Below are 16,032 nucleotides of genomic sequence, written 5' to 3'. Positions count from 1 at the left end.
TCAAATAGTTATCGAACAAGTTTTATGATAGCTACCTTGTTAGGATGCTCTTATTTTTTATCAGACAAAACAAAAGGATTAAGGAAGTGAATTTCCTTAATCCAATAGTCTCTTAAGCCTGACGTTGTCCGAAATCTGCAATCATCTGCTCCATTTCTTGTCGACTCGGAGTTGTCAGGATATACAGGTAATCTCCTTGAAGTTCTGAAAAGGCCGCTGGCATGATTTTCTTAACCTTGAACTGATGGCTGTATTTGGCAAGCAAGTCCTCCTCAGAATAGACATAATGGGCATTTGCACGACGTGATGTAGCCAAACAATACTGAGATGCAAATTCTGACGCTGGGAACTCCTCTCCTGCAACAATAGCTGCATAGCCACGATAGAGGTCCAAGGAATGAGCAAAGTTATAAACATCAATAGTGAAACCACCTGCAGGACGGTTATTGTACTCAATGGCGATGTAATCATCCCCTTCACGGAAGAACTCAATATGGAAGAAACGTTCTTTCATACCAAATTCCTTGACAATGGCTTCACCATACTTGCGCAGTTTGGGATCCATATCCTTGAGAACGTAATAAGAATTGTCCATCTTATAAATCATGAGATCAAGCGGTGTATAGGCGTAGTCAAAGGTTGTTGAAAAGACAATTTTACCATCCTTGTCCACGAGCCCATCAAAGGTACAAATTTCACTGGAAGTGACAAATTTCTCAAAGAAATAAAGGGTTGAATGGTCCCATTCTTGCTTGAAGTGATTGATATCGTGCTCTGTCTCAAGCTTAAAGGTTGCGGCTGCTCCCACTCCATTATCAGGTTTGGCAATCATTGGAAGGCCGATTTCTTTTACAGCTTGATTAACATCTGCTTCCGTCTTGATAACAGCTCCAGGAACCACAGGGACACCTGCTTTTTTGAAAAGTTTCTTCATTTCAGACTTATATTTTGTCTTTTTGAGATCCTCTGGTTTGGCACCAAAAACATTAAATTGTTCTCTGAGTGCTGCGTCCAGTTCCAGCCAGTATTCATTGTGGGACTCGATGCGGTCAATTGGGCCATGTTTATAAAAGAGAAAAGCAACTGCTCGTTTGACTTCGTCTATATTTTCAAGATTGTCTACACGGAAATACTCGGTCAGGCTATTGCGCAAGGGCTCATCCAATTGCTCGTAAGGTTCTTGACCAATTCCCAATACTGTGATGCCTTTATTAGCTAGTTCGATGGTAAACTGTTGAAAGTTTTGTGGATAGTAGGGAGAAATAACAAGGTAATTCATAGATAACTCCTTTTATAAATAGAGATTTCCAAGGAAATAAGGCATTTGTTTGCGCCACCATTCCCAATCGTGGGCGACATCGTGTCCCCATTCAGCAAACCAGGCTGGAATTTGTTTCTGGTCAAAGGCTTCTTTAAGCTTGTAGAAGGATGGCAATCCATCTTGTTCCCAGGCACCGAGACCCGTACAAAGCACAATCTCTGCCTGACGATAACGGTCAATAAACCAGCCGTCGTTCTGATTCCAGATATAGTCTACTGGCGAGTTTTGGTAAATAGCATCGTCGTTGTAGTAATCACCGACAAAGAAACGTGCATCGTAAACACCACTGAGAGCAATCACTTTTGTAAAGACATCTGGATGCTGGAGGAAGAAATTGAGTGCATGATAGGCTCCCATAGAGCAGCCTGTCGTCATCATGCCATCAAACCAACCTGTCTTGTGCTTGATAAAAGGAATGGCCTCCTCAATCACATAACGTTCGTAGGCACGGTGCATTTCCGCTTGGTCATGAGCATGTTTCCAAGTGGCCAACCAGCTCTCACTATCTACACTGGACAGGGTAAAGAACTGGACACGGCCTTCCTCGATAAAGGAAGCGCAGGCATCAATCATGCCAAAATCATAGTATTCATTGTGACTACCACCTGATGAAGCAAAGACCACAACTGGAATCCCAACATGACCATAACGGTTAAGGTACATTTCACGGTTAAGATTGCCACTCCAGTGGCTAAGATGTTCAGTATGCATTTCGTTTTTTCCTTTCTTAACTTACCATTTTTCTGCAAAAAATCTCAGACAATCGGGTAGATTTTCTGACCAAGGTATTTCACTATGGATGGCACCAGACTGAACTTTCAATACTAGATTACCCAAGTGTACTCCTCCTGCTATCAAATCATGGTAATAGCGAAGCGACGAGTCGATATAGGCTTGTTTGATATTGCCAGCCATCAAGGTCTTGTCTGTATCATCTGCTTCTTCTGTTCCTACATAGATAAAGATACGCTGGTCAGGCGATAGTTGCTGACGCTCGATATAGCGGTTAAAGGCTTCTTGGTGGAGCCAGTTTGCAGATGAAAAGACGCCCAGGCAACCAATTTGGTCTTGGTATTCCAAACCGATAAACTGGGTAATATTGCCTCCTAGCGAAGAGCCAATCATGGCCGTATGCTGGCGGTCAGCTTTGGTACGATAGGTTTCATCGATAAAAGGCTTGACCACCTCCATGACAAACTCAGCATACTCCACACCCTTACCGCCAAACTGCTGCCCTGGGATAGGAGATTCTTGGAACTTCCATGCCGCATACTCATTCATCCGCCCCATACCATCATTGTCAATAGCAACGACAATCATGCGACTGATATCAGGATTTCGTTTGATAGCTGGGATAATCTTCCATGAATGTCCAATGAAAGACTCCTTGCTATAAAAAACATTTTGCCCGTCATGAAAGTAAACAACAGGATAGGAACGATTCGTGTCTTTCTCATAATCTTTAGGCAGAAGAACACGCACACGGCGCTCCTTACCTGTATAAGGAACCTTGAGTTTGTGTTCTTTCATTTTTAGATAAAAGTAGGAATGATTCATTGTCAGAAAACTCTCTATATTCAAAATTTTATCTCATTATATCATAAAAATAGAAAAAAAGTCAGTTTTTTACCTATTTTTATGATAAAAAACTAACTTTCTTTCCTGATTTCAGCTATTCTTTTGTGTTTTCTGATTAGAGCAGATTGTCAATCAAGTCATCGACTTCATCTTTTTCGGCTTGAGGTGTGATTTCAGTGATCATGATTCCAGCCACTGCTCGCTCAACCAAGCCTTCAACATCCATACGCGCTTCGTACTGCTCTGCATTCTTAATCTTAGGATTGGTCTTAGGACGATCTGGTGCAAAAATCGTACAACAGTCTTCAAACGGTTGGATTGAAATGTTAAAGGTATCGATTGCCTGAGCAATGTCAATGATTTCCAACTTATCCATTGTCACAACTGGACGGATGATGGGAGTGTTTGTAACAGCATTGATAGCCTGCATACTTTCAAGGGTTTGGCTGGCTACTTGACCTAGACTTTCCCCATTGATGATAACCAAGCCATTTCGTACCTCACGAATACGGTCGGTAATCCGCATCATAAAACGACGCGTCAAGGTCATGAGATAGGCTTCTGGCGCTTTGGCTTTGATTTCCTCTTGAATCTCTGTAAAAGGCACTTCGATAAACTGGATATTTCCACCAAACTTGGTTAATTTACGGGTCAAATCTTGGGCTTTTTTAAGAGCACCAGGACTGGTGTAAGGTGGGCTAGCAAAGTGAACTGCCTCAATATCCACTCCACGTTTCAAAGCAAGATAACCTGCTACAGGTGAGTCAATCCCTCCTGACAACATAAGCATCCCTTTACCTGAAGTTCCAACTGGCAAACCACCAGCCCCACGAATAGTTTCATAAGAAAGGTAGGCTGCCTCTTCTCTAATCTCCACCTGAAGATTGATGTCAGGACTTTTCATTTGAGCTTGTACGTTTGGAATAGCTTCGAAAACAGCTCCTCCAAGGGTTTGGTTGAGTTCACGACTATCCAATTCAAAGTTGTGATCGCTACGTTTACTAGAGATTTTAAAGGTCATGCCTTCCTTGTAGATGTCCTGCATAATCTCTTGGACAGAAGACTTCAGAACTTCTACAGATTTTTCAACCTTATATACTGGAGAAAAATTCTGAATTCCAAAGACTTGCTTAAGCGATTCTGCAACTGCTGTGTAATCCGCGCCATTGAGGTATGCATGGGCACGATCACGATCTGCGGTTACCTTAACTTGGGGATAGATAGACAAAACGTCTGAAATATTATTGCGAAGTTTATTGATGAAACGCATACGGTTTTTGCCCTTGGTTGACAGCTCACCGTAGCGAATCATAATTTCTGAATACTGCATGAATGCTCCTATCTTACTTTTCTAGTTTGATTGTAAATCAATTTTAACTTGGTCAAAAACTGCTCGACCTGACTCATATCATTTTCAAGGTCTAGACTAAGACGCACAGCTGACTGGGCCTTATCCTTGTCCACTCCCATGGCAATCAAGGTACCTGCAGGTTTCCCTGCCTTGGACGAACAAGCAGAGGTCGTTGAGATGAAAATATCATAGTCTTCAAAAGCGTGAACGATGACTTCACCACGAACACCCTTGATTCCAAAAGTCAGGATATGAGGGGCAAAGTCTTCCTCATCTGAAAAGACAAAAATATCTGGATAGTCGAGAAGTGCTTGACGAATCACTGCCTTCATCTGCCCAGTCTTGCTCCTAAAGATATCTAGCTTTTCCATAGATAAACGGAGAGCCTTAGCGGTTGCTGCAATCCCTGCCACATTTTCAGTTGTCGAACGGTAATCACGTTCCTGGCCACCACCTGTTAAAAAAGGTGTAATCTTCTTGCCAGACTTGATATAGACAAAACCAACACCTCGGACACCATGAAATTTATGACTCGAAAAGGTCGCGAAATCCACTCGTTCTGTCAGATATTTTTCAGTTGGAATCTTAGCAAGCGCCTGAACCGCATCAACGTGGAAGGAAATAGTCGGCTGATCTGCCAACAATTCTGAAATAGCCTCAATAGGTTGGATCGAGCCGATTTCATTGTTAACTGCCATGATGGAAACGAGGGTCGTATCAGGTCTTATCAAATCTGCTAGCGCCTCAACATCCACAAATCCTTTCTCATCTACTGGAGCAAAATCCACTTCAAAACCTTGAGATTTCAACCAAAGAGCTGATTCTTTGGCTGCTGGATGTTCAATGGCTGATACGATGATGTGCTTACCAAACTGGGCTTTTTCAAATGCTACTCCCTTGATAACCCAGTTATCCCCTTCTGTTCCACCAGAAGTAAAGAAAATCTCATCGCTTTTCTTACCAATTAAATCTGCAATCTGTTGCCGAGAAGCATCTAAGATTCGTGTTGCCTGGTCTCCCAAACGATGGAGACTAGATGGATTTCCTAAAATTTTTGAAGCGACCTGCATATAGGTTTCAAGGGCTTCAGGATAGGGCTTGGTCGTCGCCGAATTATCAAAGTAAATCATGTTTTCTCACGCTTTCTAAAATCACTTCTTCTATTGTATCATGAAACGGAGCTTGCGACAAGAAAGGGCAATTCCTCTTTTTTTAAGATTTTTTTAAAGAATTGCGGTATAATAAATTTTAATCAAAGGAGAGAATGTATGTCTAATTATCGTAGAACTTCAAAACCAAAAACAGAACACATCAAAAAAGGCTTTACAGTCTTTCAAAAAACCGTTGCTACTATCGGTAGTATCCTCGGCTTGATTACTGCGACTATCACGATCATGAATGCCTTGGATAATAACAAAAATATTAAAAAAGAACCTACGACAAGCCAGACGACAACCATTGTCAAAGAAATCCAAAAGGAATCCCCTAAGGAAAACACCAGTCCAACTAAAGAGACTAACACTAGTCAAGAAAAAACACAGCAAGAGGAAACACCAAAATCTAGCGTCAAGGAAGAGAAAAAAGAAGATCAGAAAACAGCAACTCAGGACTCTTCTACTCCTGCTTCAAGTAAACCTGCTACTGAAAACGAAAAACAGTCCAATGCGCCAACTTCAGAAAATAAAACCAATCAATAGCCAGAAATAGCTTCCCTCCAAACTTGGAAAGAAGCTATTTTTTATTGTTGCAATACTTTTCTTGGTTTGGTACCTTCAGCTGGACCAATGACACCTGCCATCTCAAGCTCTTCCATGAGACGGGTCGCACGGTTAAATCCAACTGATAAACGACGCTGAATCATAGATGCGCTGGCTTTCTGTGTTTCAATAACCAAAACCTTGGCTTCTTCAAAAAGCGGATCTCCACCAGATTCACCATCTGAAAATTCACCTTCATTTTCAGAAACCTCACCTGGATCAAAACTCTCATCGTAGTCCGCATCAGCCTGAGCCTTGATGAAGTTTACGATACGTTCGACATCATCATCCGAGATAAAGGAGCCTTGGAGACGAACTGGATGATTTTCATCAATTGGTTTAAAAAGCATATCTCCACGTCCAAGCAGTTTTTCCGCTCCATTTTCATCCAAGATGGTGCGCGAGTCTGTACCTGATGATACCGCAAAAGCCACTCGAGATGGGACATTAGCCTTGATCAGACCAGAGATGACATCAACTGATGGACGCTGGGTTGCAAGAATCATGTGGATACCTGCAGCCCGCGCCTTCTGCCCAAGACGAATGATGGCATCTTCCACTTCCTTGCTGGCAACCATCATGAGGTCAGCCAACTCATCCACAATCACGACAATGAGCGGTAGCGGAATTTGCTTGTACTCAGACTGGACATTGAACTCTTCTACCTTGGCATTAAAACCTGCAATATTCCGAACTCCCACCTTGGCAAAGAGTTCATAACGATTTTCCATTTCATCCACGACCTTTTGCAAAGCCTTGCTGGCCTTACGTGGATTGGTCACGACTGGAATCAAGAGGTGGGGAATATCATTGTAAACAGACAACTCAACCATCTTGGGATCGACCATCATAAATTTAACTTGGTCAGGTCTCGCCTTCATGAGGATGCTAGCGATAATGCCGTTAACCGCTACTGACTTCCCTGAACCCGTTGAACCTGCAACTAGCAAGTGGGGCATTTTAGAAAGGTCAAAAGCTCTTGCAGTGCCATTAACCGCCTTTCCTAGAGGAATTTCCAAGAGATTTTCTGCTTTCGTTTGAGATTGTTCCCATAGTTCGCGGAAAGAAACTGTCGCAATTTCAGAGTTGGGTACTTCGATTCCGACTAGAGATTTCCCTGGGATAGGTGCTTCGATTCGGACATCCTTGGCCGCCAAGGCTAGAGCGAGGTCATCTGCTAGATTGGAAATGCGGTTGACCCGTACTCCAACTGCTGGCTTGACTTCATACTTGGTCACTGATGGCCCAATTTCAGCCCGTTCAACTGTTACCTTGATACCAAAGCTAGCAAAGGTTTCTTCTAGGATTTTGATATTTTCCCGGACGATTTTCTTCTCTTTAGACTGATCCTTGGGTTTATCTGGGGCAAAGAGTTGTAAGCTTGGAAGTTTGTATTCGAGGGCTTCCTTGGCTGAAAAATCGACCTGAACATCTTCATCATCAGAGCCATCTTCCTGTTCAGGGAATTCAAGCTCTGGTTGAGGCAGGATGATTTCTGGTTCCACCCACTCTTCTTCTGGAACAGGAGGAACGTCAAGCACAACATCATCAGTCAGAATTTCACCCGTTTCCATATCAACAGGAGGCAAATCGAGTAAGGCTTTTTCAGCATCTTCTTTTTCTAATCTAGCCTTTTCCTCAGCCTTTTGGCGAGCTTTTTCTTCTTGTTTGACAAAGCGTTCCTCTTTTCGACGCTCATGCCCTTCTCTCCATTTGGCAAATCCTCTACTGAAAAATTCAGCAATATCGTAAACAGACCAAGGACTGATTAGGAGAGCGCCTGCTAAAATCAAGATAGAACCAATAAAGTAAGTGCCGATATTTGAAAAGAGAAAGGCAGCTGGAATATAAAGAGCAACCCCAATCAAGCCCCCTCCAGCAAAACTGGTCGTTCGAAAACCAGTCAAATCAGTCACAACCTGAGCCATGGTTCCCTTTAGAACAGACTTGTCCAAACCATATTTCCAAACTAAGTAGGCCTCCAAAATCAAGAGCAGGCCAGCAAATATAGTGAAAAAGCCAGATAAGAGCCCTTCCTGTTTTCGTATCCACTTGAAAAAGAAGAGATAAATCAAGAGAGCAAATATTGCCAGATATGCTAAGCTCCCCACCAGCAAGCGGATTAAATTGTAAAGGGTGATACCTGCAGCCCCTAATTTGAAGGCTGCGAAAATCAATAAAATCGCTATTCCCAACGAAATCAACATCCGTTGAATCGCTTCTTTTCTTTCGAGTTCTGCTTTAGACGGTCTCCGTCTTGTTTTACTTGTATTCTTGTTTGCCATTCTTCTATTATACCATATTTCACAGGCATTTCGGGAAGAGAAAAAGACTGGATAAAACGGTCCAATCTTTTCATTTTTCTATTTTTTATGCTTGTGGTTTGCGTAGGTAACCATAGACCACACCACTTACGATTGCTCCTACCAAGACAGAAACGAGGTAAAGAAGAGCATTTGAAGTAAGCGCGATAACGAAGATTCCTCCATGTGGCGCCATGAGTTTGATACCAGTAAGACCAACGAGGCCACCTGCTACTGCTGAACCAAGAATGAAGCTTGGGATCGCACGAGCTGGGTCAGCGGCACCAAATGGAATCGCTCCCTCAGTGATAAATGACAAGCCCATGATAATGTTTGTTAAACCAGAGTTGCGTTCTTCCTTAGTAAATTTATCTTTGAAAAGAAGAGTTGCGACAAAGATTGCAAGTGGTGGCACCATTCCTCCCGCCATAACTGCTGCCATAGCTACAGAGCCACCAGAAGAAACAGTCGCTGCAAGCGTACCTGTACCAAAGACATAAGCTGCTTTGTTAACTGGTCCACCCATGTCAACAGCCATCATTCCACCAAGGACGATACCAAGAAGGACAGCTGAACCTCCTCCAAGACCGCCTAGGAAGTCATTCATAGCAGTGTTGATTGCTGCCATTGGGATGTTAACAGCTAGCATGACAAATCCAGTCAAGATTGTTCCAAGAAGTGGTAAGAGAAGGATTGATTTAGCACCTTCAAGTGAACGAGGAACTTTAACGTATTTCTTAATAGCAAGAACCAAGGCACCTGCGATAAATCCACCAACAAGGGCACCTAGGAAACCAGATGAGACACCTGCAAGAGTTGAAGTTGCTTCACCACCTGCGGCATAAGGAATTTTACCAAAGGCAAAACCTTCTTTGGCAATAGCACCAGCCACGAAACCTGCTACCAAACCTGGTTTTTCAGCGATAGAGTAGGCAACATAACCTGCAAAGACTGGAAGCATCAAACCAAAGGCTGCACCACCGATTTTCATGAACATAGAAGCTAGCTCATGATAGGAACCAAGATTACCAAGATTTTCATTTGGAACACCCAAAGCACCGTCAATCAAGAAGGCAAGGGCAATCATGATACCACCACCAATAACGAATGGCAACATTTGCGATACACCACTCATCAAATGTTTGTAGAAGGCACCACCAAGGCTTTGTTTTTCGTTAGAGGCTGTTGCAGCTTTGGCTCCATTAGAAGCACGGTAGACTTCAGCATCTCCAGAAAGAGCCAAGTTAATTAATTCTTCTGTTTTACGAATACCGTCAGCAACTGGACGATTGATCAATGGTTTGCCATCGAAACGATCCATTTCTACAGCCTTGTCTGCTGCGATGATAACAGCTTTAGCCTTGCGGATGTCCTCAGCAGTTAGTTGGTTTCCAACACCGCTAGCACCGTTGGTTTCAACCTTGATGCCAACCCCCATTTCAGCAGCTACTTTTTGAAGAGCTTCTTGAGCCATATAAGTGTGGGCAATACCTGTTGTACAAGCTGTAACAGCTACGATAAAGTCGCCAGAGTCATTGGTAGATGCTTGAACAGGCTCCTCTGCTTTTTCTGAAGCTTGGTCAAAAAGTTCGATAACTTGATCAGCTGATTGCGCTTGACGAAGTTTGTCCGCAAAACCATCCTTCATCAAGTATTGAGACAATTCTGCCAAGGCTGCCAAGTGGGTATCATTGGCACCTTCTGGAGCTGCAATCATAAAAAAGAGGTCGGTTGGTTGCCCATCTAAACTTTCGTAATTAACACCCTTGTTTGACTTAGCAAAGAGAACTGTCGCTTCTTTGACAGCAGCGTTTTTGCTGTGAGGCATTGCGATACCATCTCCTAAACCAGTAGAAGTCAAGGCTTCACGCGCCAAAATGCCTTCTTTAAAGGTTTCAAAATCTGTCACATAACCGTGCTCTGTCAAACTTTTAATCATCTCTTCAATGACAGCTGTTTTTTCAGTTGCCTGCAAATCCAGCAACATAACATCTTTTCTCAATAGGTCTTGAATTTTCATCGTTTTTCTACCTCAACTTTTTCATATGTTTCTTTAATAAATTCTGCTGTTGCCAAATCATCTGAGAAGGTGGTTGCCGTTCCGCAAGCCACTCCCCATTTGAAGGATTCTACTGCGTCTTTTGATTTGACAAATTCACCTGTGAATCCGGCAACCATAGAATCACCAGCTCCGACTGAATTTTTGACTGTCCCTTTGATTGGTTTAGCAAAGTAAGCTCCCTCAGATGTGACAAGAAGGGCACCGTCACCAGCCATAGAGATAATGACGTTTTGAGCACCTTTAGCCAGTAACTCTCGAGCATATTTCTCAATTTGGTCCAAACTGTCAAGTTTAACCCCAAAGATAGCTCCAAGTTCATGATTATTTGGTTTAACCAATAGTGGCTGGTAGTCCAAACTATCAATCAAGGTCTGTCCTTCAAAGTCACAAACCACTTGCGCACCAGTCTTGCGTGTCAAGGCAATCAAATCCTTGTAGATGACATTGCCTAGATTTTTAGCACTTGAACCAGCAAAGACAACTGTATCTTCTGCTGTCAGACTTGAAAGAATGGCTTTTAACTCTTCAAGTTGTTCGGGCTCAACAGTTGGACCCGTTCCGTTGATTTCTGTTTCTTGGTCTGCTTTGATTTTAACATTGATACGAGTATCTTCTGCCACTTGGACAAAACGTGTCTCGATTTCTTCCTTTGCCAAAGTATCTGTGATAAATTTACCAGTAAAGCCACCGATAAATCCCGTCGCTGTATTGGGAATACCCAAGCGTTTCAAGATACGACTGACATTGATTCCTTTCCCACCAGCAAACTTATCATCACTGTCCATACGATTGACACTACCGACTTGGACTTGGTCCAAACGAACGATATAGTCAATGGATGGATTGAGTGTGACTGTATAAATCATACTTCTATTACCTCCGTTTTCTCCTTAATAACCTGCAAGAGATCATGCCCTTGACTTGTGATAACAATAGCGCGTTTGAGTGGTGCTACCTTTGCAAAGCAAGTTTGTCCAATCTTAGACGAATCCACCAAGACATAGGTCTGTTTGGCATTCTCTAAAATAGCACGCTTCACAGCTCCCTCCTCCATATCAGGAGTCGTATAATAGCCATCGTCCACACCATTCATCCCGATAAAGGCACGGTCAAAGTGCAATTGGTTAATCTGGTTAAGAGCAACGCCCCCGATGCTCGCATCTGTCGCCATCTTGACACTTCCTCCAACCATGACAGTTGGAATCTGCTTTTCAACCAACTGAGCTGCATGGTGAATGGAGTTGGTCACAACTGTAACATTCTTATTGACCAATTCATGAATTAAAAAGGCTGTCGTTGTTCCAGCATCGATAAAGATGACATCTTGTTCCTTGATAAGAGAGGCTGCTTTCTGAGCCAGCAACTTCTTCTCTTGAAGGTTTTTGACAGATTTTTCTTGAATGGTTTCTTCTTCCTGCAAGGAATGAGGCAATTCTGCTCCACCATGCACGCGACGAAGCTTGTTTTCTGCTTCCAATTCATCCAAGTCTCTTCGAACCGTTGATTCTGAGGTCTCTAGCAAACTAACTAATTTTTCTAGAGAAACTACATGATGTTGATTTAACTCCTCTAAAATCAGTTGCTTCCGCTCTGTTTTTAACACCGAATCACCTCCTGTTATCGTTTACACTATTCATTCTATCACACTTTCTTTTAAAGTCAAGCATTTTTTATCATTTTCTTTCAAATTCTATCATTTTTCTTATTTTCAGAATTTTTATTGCAAGATAAGAGCCTTTATGGTAGACTATTTGAGTAAGTATTGGAAGATTACTCAAGAGGCTTAAGAGGCCGTGTTGGAAACGCGGTAGGCGTGTAACAGCGTGCGTGGGTTCGAATCCCATGTCTTCCGTTTATTTTAAAAAAGATACCCAAGAAATCTTGGGTATCTTTTTTCTTATATGCTTGTTTTATAACTCGGGTGAATTTCTTAGAAAATATCAAATAACAATTTCACATTGAGAATTGTTAAGATAATGGAAACAATATAACCAAGGATGGTATTCCATTTAGCATTGGTAAATTCGCCCATCAGTGATTTCTTAGAAGTTAAATAAATCAAAGGGAAGATTGAAAACGGAAGAGCGATTGAAAGAAAGACTTGTGAATAAACCAATAACTGATCTAATGTTTTTTCCTGATGACCAAACAGAACCGCTACAATCATGACAGGTAGCAAGGCAAAGAGGCGAGTCGCCAAACGAATGAACCATTGAGGCAATCTCATATGCAAGAAACCTTCCATAACGATTTGTCCAGTCAAGGTACCCGTAATTGTCGAATTCTGACCACTGGCTAATAAAGCCAAGGCAAACAAGGTTGATAAGGTCGAGCTAGCTATAGCTCCTGCAATAGTAGAATCCTGCAAGGCATTATACATTTGAGAGAAGGCAGAAATCTCGGATGCATGGCCGAAAAAGAGAGCCGCTCCTAAGATCAAAAGAAGGGAGTTAACGACAAAGGCCAAGGATAACTCGAGATTAGAATCCCAGGTCATAAAGCGCACGGCTTTTCGAACATCATTCTTGTCCTTGTGATTGATTTTCCGAGTTTGTGACAAGGAAGAATGCAAATAGAGGTTATGGGGCATAACCGTTGCTCCCACGATCCCTAGTGCCAAGGTTAATTGACTTTCATGCCCTGGCAAGGGACTTTCAAATAAGGTTGCATTCGGTAGATAACCCTCAACGATTCCTTGGAAGCTTGGATGTGACAAGGCTACAAGATAGGTAAAAATTGCTAGAATGGTTAAAATCAGTGTTGTCACAATAGCTTCAATCTTCTTAAAGCCAAATTTCATCAGAAGCAATAAGAGAAAAACATCCAACACGGTCAAGAGGATGGCTATCATAATCGGAATCTTAAAGAGAAGATTGAGAGCAATCGCTGAACCTAGAACTTCTGCCAGATCTGTCGCCATCAAGGCTAATTCTAAAATCACCCATAGACTATAACGAAGCCATTTAGGTGAATGATGAGCCGTTGCTTGAGCCAGGTCCATCTGGGTTACAATACCAAGCTTTCCTGCCATCTGCTGAAGTTGCATGGCAATGAGAGATGAAATCAAGATAACAAACAAGAGACTATACTTATAGGAAGCACCACCGACTACACTGGTAATCCAGTTTCCTGGATCCATATAACCAACTGCGACAAGAGCACCCGGACCTAAAAAGGCCTTTAAATTTTGCCAGAAATGATTGTTATTTGGAGTATCGATAGATTGATTAATCTCAGAGAGTGACACTTTTTTATGAGAAGACATAGATACTTACCTCTTTCTAAACCTACTTTTTCATTATTTTCTATTAGAGAAAAATAAGATTGACTTTAAACTATTAAAACAATGAAAACTATATGAAAAACATTTAGTTTTTTCATTATTTTTCTTAAGGCACCTTAATTATAACAGAAAATATGATAAAAACTTAAGAAAATTCAGGACTTGATTTAATATTTAGGATACAACAAAATGTTGTATCTTTTTTTGCAAAAGAATACCAAGGAATACCAAAGATAAAAATAAAAAACGTTGATTTAACAACGTTTTACCAAGGAATGCAAAAGAATGCAAAGGAATAATGGAGCCGGTGGGAGTCGAACCCACGTCCAAACACCTGCCAACATATTTGTCTACAACCATAGGTTATGTATTATTTTAACAATCCCTCGACACATAACTCAAGCCTAGAAACTGCGAGTCTATCAATCTCTTATCAAGCCGCTAGACAAGACTTAATCGTATCTCGCTAATAATAAGACCTGTCATTGAACACGAGCAATCCAAATCGGGTCACGCCTGCTGGTTTTTAGGCAGCTAGAGCGTAAGAAGTGTTATTTTTTGCAGTTATATTTAACTGAGCGTTTACGTCGCCACACGAGTCGCAAAATATGCCTCATAATGCCTGTCGAATCCGTAACGACCCCAAAAGACAATAAAACCATTATACCTTATCTAACTCAAAAATGCAAAAAGGAAATCACTTACCTAAAAAAGATACTATTCGAGAAATTTAGCAAACTGGGAGACTAACTACAACTTTCTCAGTGCATAACTTTACGATTGTGAATAGAACTTACGAAATCCAATTAACACATACCTAAGATAAAGCTATCTGTTTTGAAGAAATTCACTAAGAAAATTATTCTAAAATACTTTCAGATGAGAATTTTCCTACTCTCTTTATTTCAATTCATTTGAGTTTAAAAACTATAAAATCAATCCTTATATTATTCGGACTACGTTTTACTTGTTGTGCTAAAATAAATAAATTTCATTCAAACTTTAATAGACTATGAAAACCAGTGGAACTTACCCTGACACGGAATTCCACTGGTTTTTCGATTTTTATCAGATTAACTTCTACTATTCTTAGCTGTGAAAATTAGTTTAGGACTTTAACTTATTTTCAATCTTCTAATCTAAAGGCCACTTCCAGTAAAGAAAAATCAGGGTTCTCCTGACTTTTACTTAGCTAATTCTCTTTCTCGTTCTTTCATTATTTTATGATTTTCATACAAACGGGATAAGAACTTAGAAATTTCTTTTAAGATAGAATAGGTTGGCACTGCGACAATCATTCCAACTACACCATAGATATTGCTTGACAACAAAAGTAAAACTAAAATCGTGATTGGATGAACCTTCATAACACTTCCTACGATTCGAGGATATAAGATATTACCATCTACCTGCTGAACAACAAGCATATAAATCACTGCAATCAGCATTCTATGGGGATCAGTGAATATATTTGCGATGATCATAGGAATCAGACCAATACTTGGCCCCACATAAGGAATTAAATTGGCTACACCAGAAAAAATAGCAAAAACTAAAGCATATTTTAAACCAATAATACTATAGCCAATATAAGCTAAACAACCTATAATGATTGCGTCAATCGAAACTCCACTAATATAGCGAGCAATCGTCGCATTCAAATTCTTTAAGAGGCCTGCAATATGCAAACGATCCCTCTTTAGAATCGTTCTTTCAAGCATGGGCAAGAATTTATGTCCATCTAGTAAGAAATAAACCAAAAAAACTGGAGTCATAATCAAAATCAAAACAGTACTGATAAGAGCTGACAAGACGCTCCCCACACTATTTGATACGCTATTTAGGATCTTTTGAAGAATATCAACATAGGATAAGTTTAACTGCTGAATTGTAGCTTCTACATCCAAATTCTGGAGCGCAGGGTAATTAGATAAGTCTATGATTAAGTCTTGTACTCGACTATAAATAGTTTGACTAGATATAATCAAGCTAGATAACTGATTAATCAAAATAGGTAAGAGATAGACAACACCTATGACCATTCCCCAGACCAAAGCACACAAGGTAATTAAAATACCAAGTAAACGATTGAGTTTACAGACTTTATTTAAGAAAGTAACAATAGGGTTTGTCAAATAATAAAGAAAGCCCCCTAATAAAAATGGAATCATAATTGTATTAAGCACGCTAACAAAAGGGTTAATCAAAGACCCCATCTGTCTCCATAGGTAAAAGATGAGGGTTAAGAGTAAAATTTCTGTGGTCCAAAAAAATAATTTATTTCTACGAAACATGAGTTACCTCCCTCACTCTATTTTACCATATTTTCAAAAAGCTTAACGGATGAATTATTAAAGCAAGAATATTTTTTTTCTTT

At 40.9% G+C, this 16,032-nt stretch carries 12 protein-coding genes, 1 tRNA gene and 1 other RNA gene; 2 read left to right on the top strand and 12 right to left on the bottom strand.

Features of this window, described 5'->3' with window-relative positions; all coding sequences use genetic code 11:
• Positions 1-112 precede the first annotated feature (112 nt).
• From HT711_RS09510 to HT711_RS09490, 5 genes are all read right to left on the bottom strand, one after another.
• Positions 113-1,279 (bottom strand): ATP-grasp domain-containing protein, encoded by a 1,167-nt coding sequence (locus tag HT711_RS09510; RefSeq protein ID WP_173250074.1) that lies wholly within the window; start codon positions 1,277-1,279, stop codon positions 113-115.
• 12 nt (positions 1,280-1,291) lie between these two features.
• Entirely contained in the window at positions 1,292-2,032 is a 741-nt protein-coding gene (locus tag HT711_RS09505) for an esterase family protein (protein ID WP_173250072.1), read from the bottom strand.
• Positions 2,033-2,053: 21 nt separating this feature from the next.
• A complete protein-coding gene (locus tag HT711_RS09500; protein WP_173250070.1) occupies positions 2,054-2,878 on the bottom strand; it encodes an alpha/beta hydrolase in 825 nt (274 codons plus the stop codon).
• A gap of 136 nt (positions 2,879-3,014) precedes the next feature.
• Entirely contained in the window at positions 3,015-4,229 is a 1,215-nt protein-coding gene (gene thiI, locus HT711_RS09495) for a tRNA uracil 4-sulfurtransferase ThiI (RefSeq protein WP_173250068.1), read from the bottom strand.
• Positions 4,230-4,237: 8 nt separating this feature from the next.
• Positions 4,238-5,380, bottom strand: a complete 1,143-nt coding sequence (locus tag HT711_RS09490) for a cysteine desulfurase family protein (RefSeq protein WP_173250066.1) — start codon at positions 5,378-5,380, stop codon at positions 4,238-4,240.
• A gap of 138 nt (positions 5,381-5,518) precedes the next feature.
• Between HT711_RS09490 and HT711_RS09485 the strand changes: the two genes are divergently transcribed.
• Complete coding sequence (locus tag HT711_RS09485) at positions 5,519-5,947, top strand: DUF6556 family protein (RefSeq protein ID WP_173250064.1); 429 nt, start codon at positions 5,519-5,521, stop codon at positions 5,945-5,947.
• A gap of 41 nt (positions 5,948-5,988) precedes the next feature.
• On the opposite strand, the gene HT711_RS09480 is transcribed toward HT711_RS09485, so the two are convergent.
• The 4 genes from HT711_RS09480 to HT711_RS09465 form a co-directional block, all read right to left on the bottom strand.
• Positions 5,989-8,292: a DNA translocase FtsK gene (locus HT711_RS09480; protein ID WP_345890517.1), complete on the bottom strand. Its 2,304-nt coding sequence runs from the start codon at positions 8,290-8,292 to the stop codon at positions 5,989-5,991.
• Positions 8,293-8,377: 85 nt separating this feature from the next.
• Positions 8,378-10,330 (bottom strand): fructose-specific PTS transporter subunit EIIC, encoded by a 1,953-nt coding sequence (locus HT711_RS09475; protein WP_173250062.1) that lies wholly within the window; start codon positions 10,328-10,330, stop codon positions 8,378-8,380.
• Entirely contained in the window at positions 10,327-11,238 is a 912-nt protein-coding gene (pfkB, locus tag HT711_RS09470; protein WP_173250060.1) for a 1-phosphofructokinase, read from the bottom strand. The genes HT711_RS09475 and pfkB overlap by 4 nt, the downstream gene beginning before the upstream one ends.
• Positions 11,235-11,975, bottom strand: a complete 741-nt coding sequence (locus tag HT711_RS09465; protein WP_173250058.1) for a DeoR/GlpR family DNA-binding transcription regulator — start codon at positions 11,973-11,975, stop codon at positions 11,235-11,237. Before HT711_RS09465 ends, pfkB begins: the two co-directional genes overlap by 4 nt.
• Before the next feature lie 161 nt (positions 11,976-12,136).
• Here HT711_RS09465 and HT711_RS09460 point away from each other — a divergent pair.
• Positions 12,137-12,224: transfer RNA gene (locus HT711_RS09460), tRNA-Ser, on the top strand.
• Between the two features lie 78 nt (positions 12,225-12,302).
• Here HT711_RS09460 and HT711_RS09455 read toward each other — a convergent pair.
• From HT711_RS09455 to cozE, 3 genes are all read right to left on the bottom strand, one after another.
• The gene (locus HT711_RS09455; RefSeq protein WP_000094595.1) at positions 12,303-13,637 is read right to left on the bottom strand and encodes an Nramp family divalent metal transporter; all 1,335 of its coding nucleotides are present in this window, start codon (positions 13,635-13,637) and stop codon (positions 12,303-12,305) included.
• A gap of 314 nt (positions 13,638-13,951) precedes the next feature.
• Positions 13,952-14,299, bottom strand: a transfer-messenger RNA (tmRNA) gene (ssrA, locus tag HT711_RS09450).
• A 540-nt stretch (positions 14,300-14,839) separates the two neighbouring features.
• Positions 14,840-15,949, bottom strand: coding sequence for a cell elongation protein CozE (gene cozE / locus HT711_RS09445; RefSeq protein ID WP_164225969.1), 1,110 nt, complete (start codon positions 15,947-15,949; stop codon positions 14,840-14,842).
• Between the last annotated feature and the right edge of the window lie 83 nt (positions 15,950-16,032).

This window comes from Streptococcus sp. 1032, from assembly GCF_013277015.1.
Taxonomy (GTDB): domain Bacteria; phylum Bacillota; class Bacilli; order Lactobacillales; family Streptococcaceae; genus Streptococcus.
This window is presented reverse-complemented; position numbering and strand designations above follow the sequence as displayed.

Bases quoted from the DNA above. Each gene is read 5' to 3' on its own strand.
- HT711_RS09510 (WP_173250074.1), bottom strand. From the start codon at position 1,279: ATGAATTACCTTGTTATTTCTCCCTACTATCCACAAAACTTTCAACAG.
- HT711_RS09505 (WP_173250072.1), bottom strand. From the start codon at position 2,032: ATGCATACTGAACATCTTAGCCACTGGAGTGGCAATCTTAACCGTGAA.
- HT711_RS09500 (WP_173250070.1), bottom strand. From the start codon at position 2,878: ATGAATCATTCCTACTTTTATCTAAAAATGAAAGAACACAAACTCAAG.
- thiI (WP_173250068.1), bottom strand. From the start codon at position 4,229: ATGCAGTATTCAGAAATTATGATTCGCTACGGTGAGCTGTCAACCAAG.
- HT711_RS09490 (WP_173250066.1), bottom strand. From the start codon at position 5,380: ATGATTTACTTTGATAATTCGGCGACGACCAAGCCCTATCCTGAAGCC.
- HT711_RS09485 (WP_173250064.1), top strand. From the start codon at position 5,519: ATGTCTAATTATCGTAGAACTTCAAAACCAAAAACAGAACACATCAAA.
- HT711_RS09480 (WP_345890517.1), bottom strand. From the start codon at position 8,292: ATGGCAAACAAGAATACAAGTAAAACAAGACGGAGACCGTCTAAAGCA.
- HT711_RS09475 (WP_173250062.1), bottom strand. From the start codon at position 10,330: ATGAAAATTCAAGACCTATTGAGAAAAGATGTTATGTTGCTGGATTTG.
- pfkB (WP_173250060.1), bottom strand. From the start codon at position 11,238: ATGATTTATACAGTCACACTCAATCCATCCATTGACTATATCGTTCGT.
- HT711_RS09455 (WP_000094595.1), bottom strand. From the start codon at position 13,637: ATGTCTTCTCATAAAAAAGTGTCACTCTCTGAGATTAATCAATCTATC.
- cozE (WP_164225969.1), bottom strand. From the start codon at position 15,949: ATGTTTCGTAGAAATAAATTATTTTTTTGGACCACAGAAATTTTACTC.